This window comes from Streptomyces sp. NPDC014801, from assembly GCF_043082085.1.
GTDB lineage: Bacteria > Actinomycetota > Actinomycetes > Streptomycetales > Streptomycetaceae > Streptomyces.
The window spans coordinates 545,674-560,275 of record NZ_JBIBXG010000004.1 but is presented as its reverse complement, the minus strand read 5'-3'; the positions used below and the strand labels follow the sequence as shown (position 1 = coordinate 560,275).

Annotated in this window: 14 protein-coding genes and 1 pseudogene; 9 read left to right on the top strand and 6 right to left on the bottom strand. The window is 71.6% G+C overall.

Annotation, left to right across the window (positions count from 1 at the left end; genetic code table 11):
• Window positions 1–7 precede the first annotated feature (7 nt).
• Genes ACF1AL_RS11955 through ACF1AL_RS11945 form a run of 3 tightly spaced genes read right to left on the bottom strand, consistent with a single transcriptional unit; the run spans window position 8 to window position 2,477 of the window.
• Entirely contained in the window at window positions 8–799 is a 792-nt protein-coding gene (locus ACF1AL_RS11955; RefSeq protein WP_366840491.1) for an amino acid ABC transporter ATP-binding protein, read from the bottom strand.
• Window positions 796–1,629: an amino acid ABC transporter permease gene (locus ACF1AL_RS11950; protein WP_384214018.1), complete on the bottom strand. Its 834-nt coding sequence runs from the start codon at window positions 1,627–1,629 to the stop codon at window positions 796–798. Before ACF1AL_RS11950 ends, ACF1AL_RS11955 begins: the two co-directional genes overlap by 4 nt.
• Window positions 1,626–2,477, bottom strand: a complete 852-nt coding sequence (locus ACF1AL_RS11945; RefSeq protein ID WP_366840489.1) for a transporter substrate-binding domain-containing protein — start codon at window positions 2,475–2,477, stop codon at window positions 1,626–1,628. The genes ACF1AL_RS11950 and ACF1AL_RS11945 overlap by 4 nt, the downstream gene beginning before the upstream one ends.
• Window positions 2,478–2,689: 212 nt before the next feature.
• Between ACF1AL_RS11945 and ACF1AL_RS11940 the strand changes: the two genes are divergently transcribed.
• The 6 genes from ACF1AL_RS11940 to thpD all read left to right on the top strand — a co-directional run bounded on the left by ACF1AL_RS11940 (window position 2,690) and on the right by thpD (window position 7,952).
• Window positions 2,690–3,790 (top strand): aminotransferase class V-fold PLP-dependent enzyme, encoded by a 1,101-nt coding sequence (locus ACF1AL_RS11940; RefSeq protein ID WP_366840488.1) that lies wholly within the window; start codon window positions 2,690–2,692, stop codon window positions 3,788–3,790.
• A gap of 106 nt (window positions 3,791–3,896) precedes the next feature.
• Window positions 3,897–4,424 (top strand): DinB family protein, encoded by a 528-nt coding sequence (locus tag ACF1AL_RS11935; protein ID WP_391706267.1) that lies wholly within the window; start codon window positions 3,897–3,899, stop codon window positions 4,422–4,424.
• A 334-nt stretch (window positions 4,425–4,758) separates the two neighbouring features.
• Window positions 4,759–5,274: a diaminobutyrate acetyltransferase gene (ectA, locus tag ACF1AL_RS11930; RefSeq protein ID WP_391825871.1), complete on the top strand. Its 516-nt coding sequence runs from the start codon at window positions 4,759–4,761 to the stop codon at window positions 5,272–5,274.
• A 13-nt stretch (window positions 5,275–5,287) separates the two neighbouring features.
• Complete coding sequence (gene ectB, locus ACF1AL_RS11925; RefSeq protein WP_391660513.1) at window positions 5,288–6,559, top strand: diaminobutyrate--2-oxoglutarate transaminase; 1,272 nt, start codon at window positions 5,288–5,290, stop codon at window positions 6,557–6,559.
• Window positions 6,560–6,630: 71 nt separating this feature from the next.
• Window positions 6,631–7,035 (top strand): ectoine synthase, encoded by a 405-nt coding sequence (locus tag ACF1AL_RS11920; RefSeq protein WP_366840484.1) that lies wholly within the window; start codon window positions 6,631–6,633, stop codon window positions 7,033–7,035.
• A gap of 5 nt (window positions 7,036–7,040) precedes the next feature.
• Window positions 7,041–7,952 carry an ectoine hydroxylase gene (gene thpD, locus ACF1AL_RS11915; RefSeq protein WP_366840483.1) on the top strand — a complete coding sequence of 304 codons (912 nt, stop codon included), beginning with the start codon at window positions 7,041–7,043 and terminating at the stop codon, window positions 7,950–7,952.
• A 140-nt stretch (window positions 7,953–8,092) separates the two neighbouring features.
• Here the strand turns inward: thpD and ACF1AL_RS11910 are convergent, their stop codons facing one another.
• The 3 genes from ACF1AL_RS11910 to ACF1AL_RS11900 all read right to left on the bottom strand — a co-directional run bounded on the left by ACF1AL_RS11910 (window position 8,093) and on the right by ACF1AL_RS11900 (window position 11,896).
• On the bottom strand, window positions 8,093–9,154 hold the full coding sequence (locus ACF1AL_RS11910; protein WP_391821620.1) for an aminotransferase class V-fold PLP-dependent enzyme: 1,062 nt from the start codon (window positions 9,152–9,154) through the stop codon (window positions 8,093–8,095).
• A gap of 104 nt (window positions 9,155–9,258) precedes the next feature.
• Window positions 9,259–9,981 carry a DsbA family oxidoreductase gene (locus ACF1AL_RS11905; protein WP_366840481.1) on the bottom strand — a complete coding sequence of 241 codons (723 nt, stop codon included), beginning with the start codon at window positions 9,979–9,981 and terminating at the stop codon, window positions 9,259–9,261.
• A gap of 385 nt (window positions 9,982–10,366) precedes the next feature.
• Window positions 10,367–11,896, bottom strand: a complete 1,530-nt coding sequence (locus tag ACF1AL_RS11900) for an aldehyde dehydrogenase (NADP(+)) (protein WP_391778695.1) — start codon at window positions 11,894–11,896, stop codon at window positions 10,367–10,369.
• A gap of 113 nt (window positions 11,897–12,009) precedes the next feature.
• On the opposite strand from ACF1AL_RS11900, the gene ACF1AL_RS11895 reads away from it, so the two are divergent.
• From ACF1AL_RS11895 to ACF1AL_RS11885, 3 genes and pseudogenes are all read left to right on the top strand, one after another.
• Window positions 12,010–12,783, top strand: a complete 774-nt coding sequence (locus ACF1AL_RS11895) for an IclR family transcriptional regulator (protein WP_366842207.1) — start codon at window positions 12,010–12,012, stop codon at window positions 12,781–12,783.
• A 27-nt stretch (window positions 12,784–12,810) separates the two neighbouring features.
• Window positions 12,811–13,281, top strand: coding sequence for a GNAT family N-acetyltransferase (locus ACF1AL_RS11890; protein ID WP_366842206.1), 471 nt, complete (start codon window positions 12,811–12,813; stop codon window positions 13,279–13,281).
• Between the two features lie 156 nt (window positions 13,282–13,437).
• Window positions 13,438–14,415: pseudogene (locus ACF1AL_RS11885) on the top strand (hypothetical protein); the annotation flags it as partial.
• Between the last annotated feature and the right edge of the window lie 187 nt (window positions 14,416–14,602).

The window sequence follows — 14,602 nt, the reverse complement described above, 5'->3', positions numbered from 1 at the left end:
GGAGCCCCTACTCGCCCTGGCCCACCTGGTCCGAGGTCTCCTCCTCCACCTCGGCCATCGCCGGGTCGAGCAGGCGGGAGAGGAAGTGGCGGGTGCGCTCGTGGCGGGGCTGTGTGACGACCTGCTCGGGGCTGCCGTCCTCGACGACGACGCCGCCGTCCATGAAGACGACCCGGTCGGCGACCTCGCGGGCGAAGGTCATCTCGTGGGTGACGACCATCATCGTCATGCCCTCCCGGGCGAGCCGGCGCATGACGGCGAGGACGTCGCCGACCAGCTCCGGGTCGAGCGCGGAGGTCGGCTCGTCGAACAGCATCACCTCGGGGCCCATCGCGAGGGCCCGGGCGATGGCGACGCGCTGCTGCTGGCCGCCGGAGAGGGAGGCCGGGTAGGCGTCCGCCTTCTCGGACAGGCCGACCCGCTCCAGGTTCTCCGCGGCCACCTTCGCGGCCGTGGCCTTGTCCCGCCTGAGCACCCTGCGCTGCGGCAGCGTGAGGTTCTCGGTCACCGTCAGGTGCGGGAAGAGGTTGAACTGCTGGAACACCATGCCGATACGGCGGCGAACGGCGTCGATGTCGACGTCCGGGTCGGTGACCTCCGTGCCGCCGACGAAGACCTGCCCCTTGCTCGGCTCCTCCAGCAGGTTCACACAGCGCAGCAGCGTGGACTTGCCGGAGCCGGACGGGCCGATCACGCAGACGACCTCGCCCTGGCCGATCTCCAGGTCGATGCCGCGCAGCACCTGGTTGTCGCCGAAGGACTTGTGCAGGTCCCTGATCTCGATCTCGGGTCGGCTCACTTGACGGCCTCCTGGGCCTTGGCCTCCATGCGGCGCACGACGAAGCCGAGCGGGATCGTGATCAGCAGGTAGCACAGGCCGGCCACGAGGATCGGGGTGGAGTTGGCGGTGGTGCTGGCGAGGTCGCGGCCGTACTTGGACAGGTCGCGCTCCTCCAGCGTGACGCCGAGGAAGAGGACGAGCGAGGAGTCCTTGAAGAGCAGGACGAGCTCGTTCGTCAGCGGCGGCAGGATGATCCGGAAGGCCTGCGGGATGATCACCGAGATCATGGCGCGGGCGGGCGAGAAGCCGAGCGAGCGGGCGGCCTCCATCTGGCCCTTGGGCACGGCCTGGATGCCGGCGCGGATCGTCTCCGCCATGTAGGCGGCGGCGACCAGGCCGAGCGCGATGGCGACCTTGCCGTAGGTGCCGCCGACGATCTCCGTGCCGGGGAAGGCGAGGGGCACGGCGACGCCGATGAAGATGAAGATCAGCAGGGCGGGCAGGCCGCGGAAGATCTCGATGTAGATGCCGGCGAGCCACCGGTAGGGGCCCACGGACGACAGTCGCATCAGCGCGATCACCATGCCGAGGGCGAGTCCGACGACGAAGCCGGACACCGTGAACAGCACGGTGTTCTTCAGCGCGAGCGTGATGACGTCCGGGAACATCTGCCGCGCGATGCTGCCCTGCGCGAACTGGTTCTGCAGCCGCCCCCAGTCCGCCGTGACCGCGAGCGCGATCACGGCGGCGACGAAGACGGCGTACTGGACGCCGCGCGAGATGCTGCGCTTCTGACGCCGGGTCAGACCCTTTTTGCGAGGCGGGAGTTCGGTCTCCGTCGCGGTCATGAGGCGGCGGGCGAGGCGACGGAGGCGTCGTACGGGCCGATCCACTGCTCGTACAGCTTCTTGTACGTGCCGTCGGCCTTCGCCTGCGCGATCGCCTTGTTGATGGCCTCGCGCAGCTTGGTGTTGCCCTTCTTCACGGTGAAGCCGTACTGCTCACCGGTCTTCAGGTTGTCGACCACCTTGAACCGGTCGGCGTTGGCCTTGTCCTTCAGCCAGCCCTGGACGACCGGGTAGTCGATGATGACGGCCTTGACCTGGCCGGTGCGCAGGCCGTTGAGGACGGCGTCGGAGGACTCGAAGGAGACCGGGTCGAAGCCCTTGCTCTTGGCGTAGTCCTCGCCGGTGGTCTGCGCCTGGGCGCCCAGCTTGACGCTCTTGGCCTTGACGTCGGCCAGCGAGTTCACACCGCTGTTCTTGTCGACCAGGACGGCCTGGGTGGCGTCGAAGTACGGGTCGGAGAAGTCGACGTTCTTCTTGCGCTCCTCGGTGATCGTCATGCCGGCCGCGGCCAGGTCGCACTTGCCGGCGTTGAGGAAGGCGCCGGTCTTGAAGTTCTCGAACGGCGTGTCGAGGATCTGCTGCTTCACGCCGAGGTCCTTGGCGACCAGGTCGATCAGGGAGACGTCGAAGCCCTGCACCTTGCCGTCGATCTCCGACTGGAAGGGCGGGTAGGGCAGGTGGGTGCAGGTGGTCAGCTGCCCCGCCTTCACCAGCTCCACCCCTCCGGCGGCGGTCTTGGAGCCACTGCCGCCGTTGTTCGTGGAGGTGCACGCGGCCAGCAGCATCAGCCCGGCCGTCGCGGTGGTGGCGGCCAGAACGCGGGTCCGGCGCCCGGGGAGCGTGTTCACGGAGGAGCCTCCTGTGTCGGAACTAAGAGTTCCGATTATAAGGAGAGGTTTGAGCCTCTCAAATCAAACCGATGGTTACGAGGCGATCTCACCTTGGAAAGACGCGCCCGGCAAGGGGGCCGGCCCGCCCGGGGCGCCGTGGGGGAAGGCGCCGAGGAGGGGACGGTTACCCTCGACATGGCCGTACCCCGTGAAGTGAAGAGAGCACCCCCGTGACCCACCCCTTCCTGGACCTCGCCCCGCTGAGCGCCGCCCGCTTCGCCTCCATCGAGGACCGGGTGGCCCGGCTGCTCTCCACCGGACAGGACGTCCTGATCATGCAGGGCGAGGCGCTGCTGCCGCTGGAGGGCGCGATCCGCGCGGCCGCCGGGCCCGGCACGACCGCGCTGAACGTGATCACGGGGCCGTACGGGCAGACCTTCGGCAACTGGCTGCGGGACTGCGGGGCGAGCGTGATCGACCTGTCCGTGCCGTTCCACACCGCGGTGAGCGCCGAGCAGATCCGCCAGGCCCTCGCCGAGCACCCGGAGATCGACTTCGTGTCGCTGGTGCACGCCGAGGCGGCGACCGGCAACACCAATCCGGTCGCCGAGATCGGCCCCGTGGTGCGGGAGCACGGCGCGCTGCTCTACCTGGACGCGGTGGCCTCCGTCGGCGCCGAGCCGGTGCTCGTGGACGCGTGGGGCGTCGACCTGTGCGTGATCGGCGCGCAGAAGGCGATGGGCGGACCGGCCGGTGTGTCGGCGGTGTCGGTGAGCGAGCGGGCGTGGGCGCGGATGGCCGCCAACCCGGGCGCGCCGCGCCGCTCCTACCTCTCCCTCCTGGACTGGAAGGAGCGCTGGATCGACGGCGGCCGCAAGGCGCTGCTGCACGCGCCGGCCCAGCTGGAGATGCTGGCGCTGGAGGCCTGCCTGGACCGTATCGAGGCCGACGGGCTGGAGACCGTGATGGCGCGGCACGCCCGCGCCGCCGCGGCCACGCGCGCGGGTGCGGCGGCGCTGGGGGGCGGCCTGGAGCCGTATGTGTACGAGGCGGCGGAGGCGGCGCCGGTGGCCACCACGCTGCGGGCCCCGTCCGGGGTGGACGCCGCCGAGTTGGTCGCCCGGGCCCTGGCGAGCGACCCGGCGCTGCCGCTGGCCGCGGGCGGGGGCGCGCTGGCCAAGGAGATGATCCGGGTCAACCACTACGGCGCGGACGCCACCCCCGGCGCGGTACGCGGCTCCCTCACGGCGCTCGGCGCGGCCCTCACCGAGAAGGGCCTGACCACCGACGTACCGGCGATGCTGCGAGCGGTGGACGAGGCCTGGCACTGACGGGACGGCGGGACAGGGGGCCATGCCGGTCGCTGGGGCGGGCCGGCATGGTGGCGCGCCGACGTGGAGACGCGAAGGTGCCGGGGGTGCGTGGGATGCTCGGGACATGACCACCGATGCGCCTCAGACCCTGCCCGACGGTCGTCCCGTGCCGCTGCTGACCGGTGAGGAGCGGCCCATGCTGGAGAGCTGGCTCGCGTTCCACCGGGCGACGCTGGAGCTGAAGTGCGCGGGGCTGGAGGACCGGCAGGTGCGGCGGGCCGCGGCCGAGCCGTCCTCGCTGACGCTGCTGGGGCTGGTGCAGCACCTGGCGGAGGTGGAGCGCAACTGGTTCCAGCGGGTGTTCGCCGGCCTGGACGTGCCGCCGGTCTTCGGCGAGGAGAGCGGCTACGACCTCGACCCCGACCGCGGGCTGGACGAGGTGCTGGTGATCTGGCGCCGGGAGGTGGCGCGCGGGCAGGAGCTGTGCGCCGGACGCCCGCTGGAGGCGACCGGGCGGATCGTCGACGGGCCGATGACGGGCGTGGAGGTCTCGCTGCGCTGGGTGCTGATCCACATGATCGAGGAGTACGCCCGGCACAACGGCCACGCGGACATCCTGCGCGAGCGCATCGACGGCGCGACCGGCGCCTGAATTAATGGCGCACAACTATTCCGGGAATTCATTCCCTTATTTCCAGCATATTCTCGTGGGTAGCTTCCCACCCTCTTCTGCCCGCTTCTCACGAGCCTAAACGCGAAGATTTTGCGAACGCCGAGCGGGGTAATTCGGGCGGATCTCGCGTGGGTTACACGGGTGTGACGCGTTCCACATCACGCCCGTTTTGCCGTTCTTCTCCCGGTCAAAACCGGGCATTCCTCCGAGGGGTCGCGTACCTGCACACGCCCGCGCGATAACACAGAACGCGCCCGCAGGAAAGCCCGACCCCCCATGCATTTTTCTATTTCGCTCGGTAAATTCAATCCGCATGACTGCCGCACCAGCAGACCTGCTCATAGACCGCCCGTCGGTGGCCGACGGAGCCGCCCTGTGGCGAATCGCCCGCGACTCCGAAGCCCTCGACCTGAACTCGTCCTACAGCTACCTGCTGTGGTGCCGGGACTTCGCCGACACCTCCGCGGTGGTGCGCCGGGAGGACGGGGAGCCGGTCGGGTTCGTCACCGGGTACGTGCGGCCCGAGCGGCCGCACACCCTGCTCGTCTGGCAGGTGGCCGTCGACGCCGCGTACCGCGGCAAGGGTCTCGCCGCCACGCTGCTCGACGCTCTGACCGCCCGGCTCGGCGCCGAGCGCGGGATCACCGACGTCGAGACCACGATCACCCCCGGCAACACCGCCTCCGAGCGGCTGTTCACCTCGTTCGCCGACCGGCACGGCGCGCGTGTCGAACGGGAGGTCCTGTTCGACACCGGACTGTTCCCGGACGGCCCGCACGACCCCGAAGTCCTGTACCGCATCGGCCCCTTGACCCTCCCTTCGCACTGAGGAGCGATTCGTCGTGACCATCACCCAGCCCGACCTGAGCGTCTTCGAGACCCTGGAGTCCGAGGTGCGCAGCTACTGCCGCGGCTGGCCCACCGTCTTCGACCGCGCGCAGGGCAGCCGCATGTACGACGAGGACGGCCACGCGTACCTGGACTTCTTCGCCGGCGCCGGGTCACTCAACTACGGCCACAACAACCCCGTACTGAAACGGGCGCTGATCGACTACCTGATGCGCGACGGCGTCACCCACGGCCTGGACATGTCCACCACGGCCAAGCGGTCGTTCCTGCAGACCTTCCAGGACCTGGTGCTGCGCCCCCGTGACCTGCCGTACAAGGTCATGTTCCCGGGGCCGACGGGCACCAACGCCGTCGAGGCCGCGCTGAAGCTGGCCCGCAAGGTCAAGGGCCGCGAGGCGATCGTGTCGTTCACCAACGCCTTCCACGGCATGTCGCTGGGCTCGCTCGCGGTGACCGGCAACGCCTTCAAGCGGGCCGGCGCCGGCATCCCGCTGGTGCACGGCACGCCGATGCCGTTCGACAACTACTTCGACGGCACCGTCCCGGACTTCCTGTGGTTCGAGCGGCTGCTGGAGGACCAGGGCTCCGGCCTGAACAAGCCCGCCGCGGTGATCGTGGAGACCGTGCAGGGCGAGGGCGGCATCAACGTGGCCCGGCCCGAGTGGCTGCGCGCGCTCAAGGAGCTGTGCGAGCGCCAGGACATGCTGCTGATCGTCGACGACATCCAGATGGGCTGCGGCCGCACCGGTGCCTTCTTCTCCTTCGAGGAGGCCGGGATCACGCCCGACATCGTCACGGTGTCGAAGTCCATCAGCGGCTACGGCCTGCCGATGTCGCTGTGCCTGTTCAAGCCCGAGCTGGACGTGTGGGAGCCGGGCGAGCACAACGGCACCTTCCGCGGCAACAACCCGGCGTTCGTCACCGCCACCGCCGCGCTGGAGACCTACTGGGCCGACGGCTCCGCCATGGAGAAGCAGACCCGCACCCGCGGCGAGCAGGTCGAGCAGTGGCTGATCGCCATCACCGAGGAGAACCTGGCCGACGTCAAGGAGTACCGCGGCCGCGGTCTGGTGTGGGGCCTGGAGTTCCACGACAAGGCCCGGGCCGGGCGGGTCGCGCACCGCGCCTTCGAGCTGGGGCTGCTGGTGGAGACCTCCGGCCCCGAGTCCGAGGTCGTCAAGCTGCTCCCGGCGCTGACCATCACCCCGGACGAGCTGGACGAGGGTCTCAAGACTTTGGCCCGGGCCGTCCGCGAGACCGCCTGACCCCCGGCGTACGGCCGTACCAACCGCACCGACCGCCTGAAACACCCCGACCTAGGAGGCATCGCACCACCGTGATCGTCCGTTCGTTCAAGGAGATCGAGGGCACCGACCGTCATGTGAAGGCCGCGTCCGGCACCTGGGAGAGCAAACGCATCGTGCTCGCCAAGGAGCGGGTCGGCTTCTCGCTGCACGAGACGATCCTCTACGCCGGCACCGAGACGTCGATGTGGTACGCCAACCACATCGAGGCCGTGGTCTGCACGCGGGGCGAGGCGGAGCTCACCGACCACGAGACCGGGAAGACGTACACGATCACGCCCGGCACCATGTACCTCCTCGACGGCCACGAGCGGCACACGCTCAAGGTCAAGGAGGACTTCCACTGCATCTGCGTGTTCAACCCGCCCGTGACCGGGCGCGAGGACCACGACGAGAACGGCGTCTACCCGCTGCTCACCGAACCCGAGGAGGTGTGAACCGCATGACGGCCACCACGACCACCAACCCGGCCACCGTCACGGACCTGTACCCCACCCGCGGCACCACCGAGGTGACGGTGCCCCGGCAGGACCCGGTCGTCTGGGGCGCCCCGGACGCCCCCGGCCCGTTCGAGCCGGCCGACCTCGGCGCCTTCGAGCGCGACGGCTTCATCGCCGTCGATCAGCTCATCCGCCCCGACGAGGTCGCCGAGTACAAGCGGGAACTGGACCGGCTGGTCACCGACCCCGCGATCCGTGAGGACGAGCGCTCCATCGTGGAGCCCAAGTCCAAGGAGATCCGCTCCGTCTTCGAAGTGCACAAGATCAGCGAGGTGTTCGCCAAGCTGGTGCGCGACGAGCGGGTCGTCGGCCGCGCCCGGCAGATCCTCGGCTCGGACGTCTACGTCCACCAGTCCCGGATCAACGTCAAGCCCGGTTTCGGCGCCAGCGGCTTCTACTGGCACTCCGACTTCGAGACCTGGCACGCGGAGGACGGGCTGCCGCGGATGCGGACGGTGTCCGTGTCGATCGCGCTGACCGAGAACTTCGACACCAACGGCGGTCTGATGATCATGCCGGGGTCGCACAAGACGTTCCTCGGCTGCGCGGGCGAGACGCCGAAGGACAACTACAAGAAGTCGCTGCAGATGCAGGACGCGGGCACGCCGTCCGACGAGGCGCTCACCGCGCTGGCGAGCGAGTACGGCATCCGGCTGTTCACCGGCAAGCCGGGCTCGGCGACCTGGTTCGACTGCAACGCCATGCACGGCTCCGGCGACAACATCACGCCGTACCCGCGCAGCAACGTCTTCATCGTGTTCAACAGTGTGGAGAACACGGCCGTGGAGCCGTTCGCGGCGCCCGTACGGCGGCCGGAGTTCATCGGGGCGCGGGACTTCACGCCGGTGAGGTGACACGCGCTGCCGTCGCTCTGCGGGAGCGGAAGCGACGGGTGACCACCGGGCCGGGGCCTCCTCGTGTGGGACGGGGGGCTCCGGCCCGGTCATGTGTGTGGGGCGGGGGCGGGTGCGGGTGCGTCCGGTCCGGTGCGTGGTCAGGCGGACAGGACGTCCAGCAGGCGGTCCACGTCGGCGGTCGTGTTGTAGAGGTGGAACGCGGCGCGCAGGTTGCCCGCGCGGTCGGAGACCTCGATGCCCGCCTCGCTCAACTCGCCCTGGCGGTGGCCGAGTCCGGGCACGGACACGATCGCGGAGCCCGGTGCCGGGACCGGCTCGTGCCCGAGGGAGCCGAGGCCCTTGCGGAACCGGTCCGCGAGCGCCACGTCGTGCGCGTGGACGGCCTCCACGCCCAGCTCCTCCAGCAGTTCGAGCGAGGTGCGCAGACCGGCGTAGCTGAACAGGGCCGGGCTGACGTCGAACCGGCGCACGGCGTGGGCGAGTTCGGTGACCGGGCCGTAGCAGCTGTCCCACGGCCGCTCACCGGCGGACCAGCCGGCCAGGAGCGGGGTCAGCCCGCCGAACTCCCGCGTCGCGTCCGGGGCGACGAAGAACGTGGCGCCGTGCGGGCCCATGAGCCACTTGAAGCCGACGGCGGCGAGGAAGTCGTAGTGCTCCGGGTCCACGGGCAGCCAGCCGGCCGACTGGGAGGCGTCGACGTAGACGCGGGCGCCGTGGGCGTGGGCCGCCGCGCGCACGGCGGGCAGGTCGGCGAGGCGGCCGTCCGCGGACTGGGCGGCGCTGACCGCGACCAGCGCGGTCGCGGACCCGACCGACTCGGCGAGCCGCTCCAGCGGGACGGCGCGCACGGTGAGGTCCGGGCGCATGTGGAAGGGGTTCACGAGGGAGGAGAAGTCGGCCTCGCTGGTGAGGACTTCGGCCCCGGCGGGCAGCGAGGCCGCGATCAGGGCGCCGTACTCGGCGACCGAGGCGCCGGTCGCCACCCGGTCGACGCCGACGCCGGTCAGCCGGGCGAAGGACGCGCGGACCGCCTCCACGTCCTCGTACAGGGAGCCGAGCGGCCTGCCCTCGGCCCGCAGGGTGATCGCCCGGTGCAGGGCGGCCACGGTGCGGGCCGGGAGCAGGCCGTTGCTCGCGGTGTTCAGGTAGGTGTTCTCCGGGGCGAACTCGGCGCGGACGAGGCTCTCGAAGGTCTCCATGGGACCACTGTGCGGCCCGGGGAACTCCCCGTCCATTGCGATTTTTTGCGCGGTACCGCCAAGGGTTGCTTATGGATGTGCGGTGACCTGGCGTTTCGCGCGGGTCAGCCGTGCTGCGGCACCGCGCATCCGTCCGGGCCGCAGGCCTCGGCGCCACCGTCGTCGAGCAGGGTCAGCGGGGAGCGGTCGCCCCAGGCCTGGGTGAGCGCCTGGGTGAAGACCTCGGCGGGCTGGGCGCCGGAGACGCCGTAGGTGCGGTCGAGCACGAAGAACGGCACGCCGCGGGCACCGAGCTGGGCGGCCTCGCGTTCGTCCTCGCGGACGGCGTCGGCGTAGGCGTCGGGGTCGGTGAGGACCTCGCGGGCGGCGTCCTTGTCGAGGCCGGCGGCCACGGCCAGGTCGAGCAGGCGGTCGTCGTCGTTGAAGACGGAACGCTCCTCGGCGAAGTTCGCCCGGTAGAGCAGGTCGAGGAGGGCGTCCTGCTTGCCCTCGGCCTTGGCGAAGTGCAGCAGGCGGTGCATGTCGAAGGTGCTGCCGTGGTCGCGGCCGTGGGTGCGGTACGCGAGGCCCTCGGCGGCGGCCTGGGCGCCGAGGTTGTCCTCGCCGGCCTGGGCCTGGGCCTCGGTCATGCCGTACTTCTTGGTGAGCATGGTGAGGACGGGCTGGATGTCGTCCTTGGCCCGGCCGGGGTCCAGCTCGAAGGAGCGGTGCACGACCTCCACCTGGTCACGGTGGGGGAAGGCCGCGAGCGCCTTCTCGAAGCGGGCCTTGCCGACGTAGCACCACGGGCAGGCGATGTCGCTCCAGATCTCGACGCGAAGGGTCACGGGTCACTCACTCCAAGGGGCCGGGCGGGGGTATGTCCGGTACGTGAACGTTCAAGGAGCGGGCTTCATTCCCGGGCGCGGGAGGGTGGGTGCGTGGTTGCTCGTGGCTTCCCTGCGCGGGTCTCGTCGTGGTTGCTCGCGCAGTTCCCCGCGCCCCTTGTATGCCTGCGGCGGCCTGCGCGGGTCCGGTGGCCGGTTGCGGTAGCGCGTCCCATCCCACGTAGCTGCGGGCAGTCGTGCCGCTGGGGCGGCACGGGTGGGCGCTGGGGGTACCCCCTGCTCGAAGAGCTTGGGGGAGGCACCCCGCACCGCCGGGCCGCGCGCCCCACGGCGTTCAGCCCGGCGTCGGGCGCCACGTACCGCCGGGTGCGCGACCCCACGGCGTTCAGCGTTGCAGGCGGCCGTTGTAGCGGCGGGGGAGGTTCAGGGGGTTGTCGTCGCGGAGTTCCGCAGGGAGCAGCGCCTCGGGCGCGCCCTGGTAGACCACCGGCCGCAGCCACCGCTCGATCGCCGTCCCGCCCACAGACGTCGACGTGGACGTCGTCGCCGGATACGGCCCCCCATGGTGCTGCGCCGCCGCGACGGCCACACCCGTCGGCCAGCCGTTGACCAGCACGCGCCCCGCCAGCGGCGTGAGCTCCGCGAGGATCTCCGCCCCGCGTCCCTCCCCGGCGGCCTCGGCGGAGGACAGCTGGACCGTCGCGGTCAGATTGCCCGGCAGCCGGGACAGCACGCCGCGCACCTCGGCCTCGTCCTCGTAGCGCGCGACCACGGTGACCGGCCCGAAGCACTCCTCCAGGAGCAGGTCGTACGCCCCCTCCTCGGCCAGCCGGCTCGCCGGCACCGTGAGGAAGCCGGCGCTGACGGTGTGCTCCCCGCCGGCCCCCGGCGTCACGGGCGCGTCCACGTCGTCCAGGCGGAGGCGCTCCGCGACCCCGGCGACGAAGTTGTCCCGCATCCGGTGGTCGAGCAGGACCCCGGCCTCGGTGTCGCTGACGGCGTCGGTCAGGGTCTTGACCAGCTGGTCGCCCGCGGCGCCGGCCGGTACCAGGACCAGGCCCGGCTTGACGCAGAACTGGCCGACGCCGAGGGTCATCGACCCGGCGAGCCCGGTGCCGATGGCCTCCGCGCGCTCGGCGGCGGCGGCCTCGGTCACCACGACCGGGTTGAGGGAGCCGAGTTCGCCGTGGAAGGGGATCGGCACGGGGCGGGCGGCGGCCGCGTCGAAGAGGGCCCGGCCGCCGCGCACGGAGCCGGTGAAGCCCGCCGCGGAGACCAGCGGGTGCTTGATCAGTTCGACGCCGGCCTCGAAGCCGTGGACGAGACCGAGCACGCCCGCGGGGATGCCGTGATCCGCGGCGGCCGTGCGCAGCACCTTCGCGACCGACTCGGACAGGGCCGGGTGGTCGGGGTGGGCCTTGACGACGACCGGGCAGCCCGCGGCGAGCGCGCTCGCGGTGTCGCCGCCGGGCACGGAGAAGGCGAAGGGGAAGTTGGAGGCGGAGTAGACGGCGACGACGCCGAGCGGGATCTTGTAGCGGCGCAGGTCGGGGATCGGCGGGGTGGCCGTGTCGTCGGGGTGGTTGATCACGACGTCGAGGAAGGCGCCCTCGTCGACGATGTCCGCGAAGGCGCGCAGCTGGTAGCAGGTGCGGGCGAGTTCGCCGCTGAGGCGGACCGGGCCGAGCGCGGTCTCGGCGTCGGCGACCTCGACGAGCTGGCCCTTCGCGGCCTCCAGCCGGTCGGCGGCGGAGCGCAGGAACGCGGCGCGGACGGTGCGGTCGGCGAGCGAGCCGCGGGCGTCGTGCGCGGCGCGGACGGCGGCGTCCACCTCCTGGGCTGTGGCCTCGACCGCAACCTGCTCCCGCTGCTTCCCGGTTCGGGGGTCGACACTCCAGACTGGTGCTGCTGCCACCGTGGATCCCTCCCAGTATGCCGCCGCCCTCGCAGGCGTTCGATATACTGAACACTGTCTCTGATGATGAACGATCGGAGACTATTTCCCGTCGAACGAAGGGGTCAAGGGCGATGTCGGCAGGCGAGACGGGCGGCGGGGCGCAGGTCAAGTCGGCGGTACGGACGGTGGAGCTGCTGGAGTACTTCGCGGCGCGCCCCGGCATGCACTCCCTCGCGTCGGTGCAGGAGGCCGTCGGATATCCCAAGTCCAGCCTCTACATGCTGCTGCGCACGCTCGTGGACCTGGGCTGGGTCGAGACCGACGCCACCGGCACCCGGTACGGCATCGGGGTGCGGGCACTGCTGGTCGGCACGTCCTACATCGACGGCGACGAGGTGGTCGCGGCGGCCCGGCCGACGCTGGACCGGCTCTCCGACGACACCACCGAGACCATCCACCTGGCCCGCCTGGACGGCACCAACGTGGTCTACCTGGCCACCCGGCAGTCCCAGCACTATCTGCGGCCCTTCACCCGGGTCGGCCGGCGGCTGCCCGCCCACTCGACGTCGCTGGGCAAGGCGATCCTCGCCACGTACTCCGACGAGCAGGTCCGCAAGCTGCTTCCGGAGACGCTGCCCGCGCTGACCGAGAACACCATCACGGACCGCGAGAAGCTCATCGAGGAGCTGCACCAGGTCCGCGAGCAGGGGTTCGCCGTGGACCGTGAGGAGAACACGCTCGGGCTGCGCTGCTTCGGCGTGTCCATCCCCTACCGCACCCCGGCCCGCGACGCGATCAGCTGTTCGGTTCCGGTCGCCCGGCTCACGCCCGCGCACGAACAGCTGGTCAAGGACGCGCTGTTCGACGCGCGCGACCGGCTCACGCTGGCCACCCGCAGGCTCTGAGACGGAGATCGCCGTAGGCTCTGCGGCATGGATGTCGTACTGCGTGAGGTCCACGACAGCGATCTGCCCGTGTTCTTCCGGCAGATGAACGATCCGGAGGCGCTGTGGATGGCCGCCTTCACGCCGAAGGACCCGGCCGACCGGGACGCCTTCGACGAGCGCTGGCGGCGGATGAGGGCGTCGACCGCCGTGCTGCGCACGATCCTCGCCGACGGTGACGTGGTGGGTTCGGCCGCGGTGTACGGCGAGCCGGGTGAGCGCGAGGTGACCTACTGGGTGGACCGCGCGTACTGGGGGCAGGGCATCGCCACCGCCGCGCTGCGGGCCCTGCTCGCCGAGGTGCCCGAACGCCCGCTGTACGCGCGGGCGGCGGCCGACAACGCCGGGTCGCTGCGGGTGCTCGGCACGTGCGGCTTCCGCGAGACGGCCCGGGCCACGGACTTCGCCCAGGCGCGCGGCGAGGACATCGAGGAGGTCGTGCTCCGGCTTCCGGGCTGAGCGGCCGGCGCGCATTTGCGTCGGTGCGGTGGGCATCGGTCTCCCCCGTGCGACGGTGGCCCTCCCCCGTGCGGCGGTGGCCCTCCCCCGTGCGGTGGAGGCGGATCGTCGCCGGGCAGGACGCCCCGGGCGGGCCGTGCGCGGGAGCGTGGGCGCATGAACCCCTCGCCTTCCCCGTCGGCGGTGCGCGCCGCCGTCCCCGACCGGCCCGGCCGTGTGCTGCGGGCCGTCACGATCGCCGCCTGCGTGCCGTATCTCGCCCTCAAGGCCGCCTGGATCGCCGGGAGCCGTGCCGGTATCCCGGCCGGCAGCACCCTGCTGGAGCACCGGACGACCATGATCGTGGCCAACGCCGTCACCGTGCTCATGGACAGCGCGGTGATCGTGCTGGCGTTGCTGCTGACCCGGCCGTGGGGGCGGCGGGTGCCGGCCTGGCTGCTCGCCGTCCCGGCGTGGGTCGCCACGGGGCTGCTCGCCCCGATCATGGCCGGGTTCCCGCTGGAACTGCTGGTCTCGGCGCTGCGCGGCGAGAAGCACACGGCATCCTCCGGCGCGCCCTTCCTCGCGGACTGGGTGTTCGCCGTCGTCTACACCGGGTTCATCGTGCAGGGCCTGTGCCTGGGCGCGCTGTTCGTGCGGTACGCCCGTGACCGCTGGGGCCGGTTGTGGCGGGGCCGGGTGGGCGAGTTGCCGGAGGGAGTGCTGGGCGCGGCCCAGCGGCTGACCGCCGGCACGGCCGCCCTGTTCGCGCTGCTGCCGCTCGCCGCGCACCTGCTCTGGCTGTCCGGCGCCACCGCCGGGCTGAGCCCCGGACGCGCCGCCGGCCGGGATGCCTCCTTTCACGTCATGGAGGCCCTGTACGTCGTCTTCCTCGCGGCGGCCGTCGCGGGCGGCACGCTGACGGCCTTCCGGCGCGGCCGCGCGCTGCCCGTCGCGGTGCCGCTCGCGCTGGCCTGGGTGGGCTCCGCGGCGACGGCCTGCTGGGGCGGCTGGCTCGCGACGGCGTCGGTGACCGCCGTGGAGAACATCGCCGACCGGCCCACACCCCTGATGGACCTCACCTACGCTGCTCACATGATCGTCGGCCTCCTGACCGCCACCGCCGGCGCCCACTTCCTCACGGAACGCGCGGCGCCGGAATGGGCGGCGGAGAGCCCCGGCGCTCCGGGTACGGAGGGTGCCGGCGCCTTGGGGACGGAGGACGCCGACGGTCGTGGGACGGTGAGCGCGACGCGCGGCACCGGCGAGGCCGACGACAGGGCGGGTGCAGTGGCCACGGGGTGGAGAGCAGGAGCGGCGGCACGTCCTGAGGCGCCGGCCG

Excerpts from the sequence above, each read along its gene's own strand:
- ACF1AL_RS11950 (WP_384214018.1), bottom strand. The coding sequence starts at position 1,629 with ATGACCGCGACGGAGACCGAACTCCCGCCTCGCAAAAAGGGTCTGACC.
- ACF1AL_RS11935 (WP_391706267.1), top strand. The coding sequence starts at position 3,897 with ATGACCACCGATGCGCCTCAGACCCTGCCCGACGGTCGTCCCGTGCCG.
- ectA (WP_391825871.1), top strand. The coding sequence starts at position 4,759 with ATGACTGCCGCACCAGCAGACCTGCTCATAGACCGCCCGTCGGTGGCC.
- thpD (WP_366840483.1), top strand. The coding sequence starts at position 7,041 with ATGACGGCCACCACGACCACCAACCCGGCCACCGTCACGGACCTGTAC.
- ACF1AL_RS11910 (WP_391821620.1), bottom strand. The coding sequence starts at position 9,154 with ATGGAGACCTTCGAGAGCCTCGTCCGCGCCGAGTTCGCCCCGGAGAAC.
- ACF1AL_RS11895 (WP_366842207.1), top strand. The coding sequence starts at position 12,010 with ATGTCGGCAGGCGAGACGGGCGGCGGGGCGCAGGTCAAGTCGGCGGTA.
- ACF1AL_RS11890 (WP_366842206.1), top strand. The coding sequence starts at position 12,811 with ATGGATGTCGTACTGCGTGAGGTCCACGACAGCGATCTGCCCGTGTTC.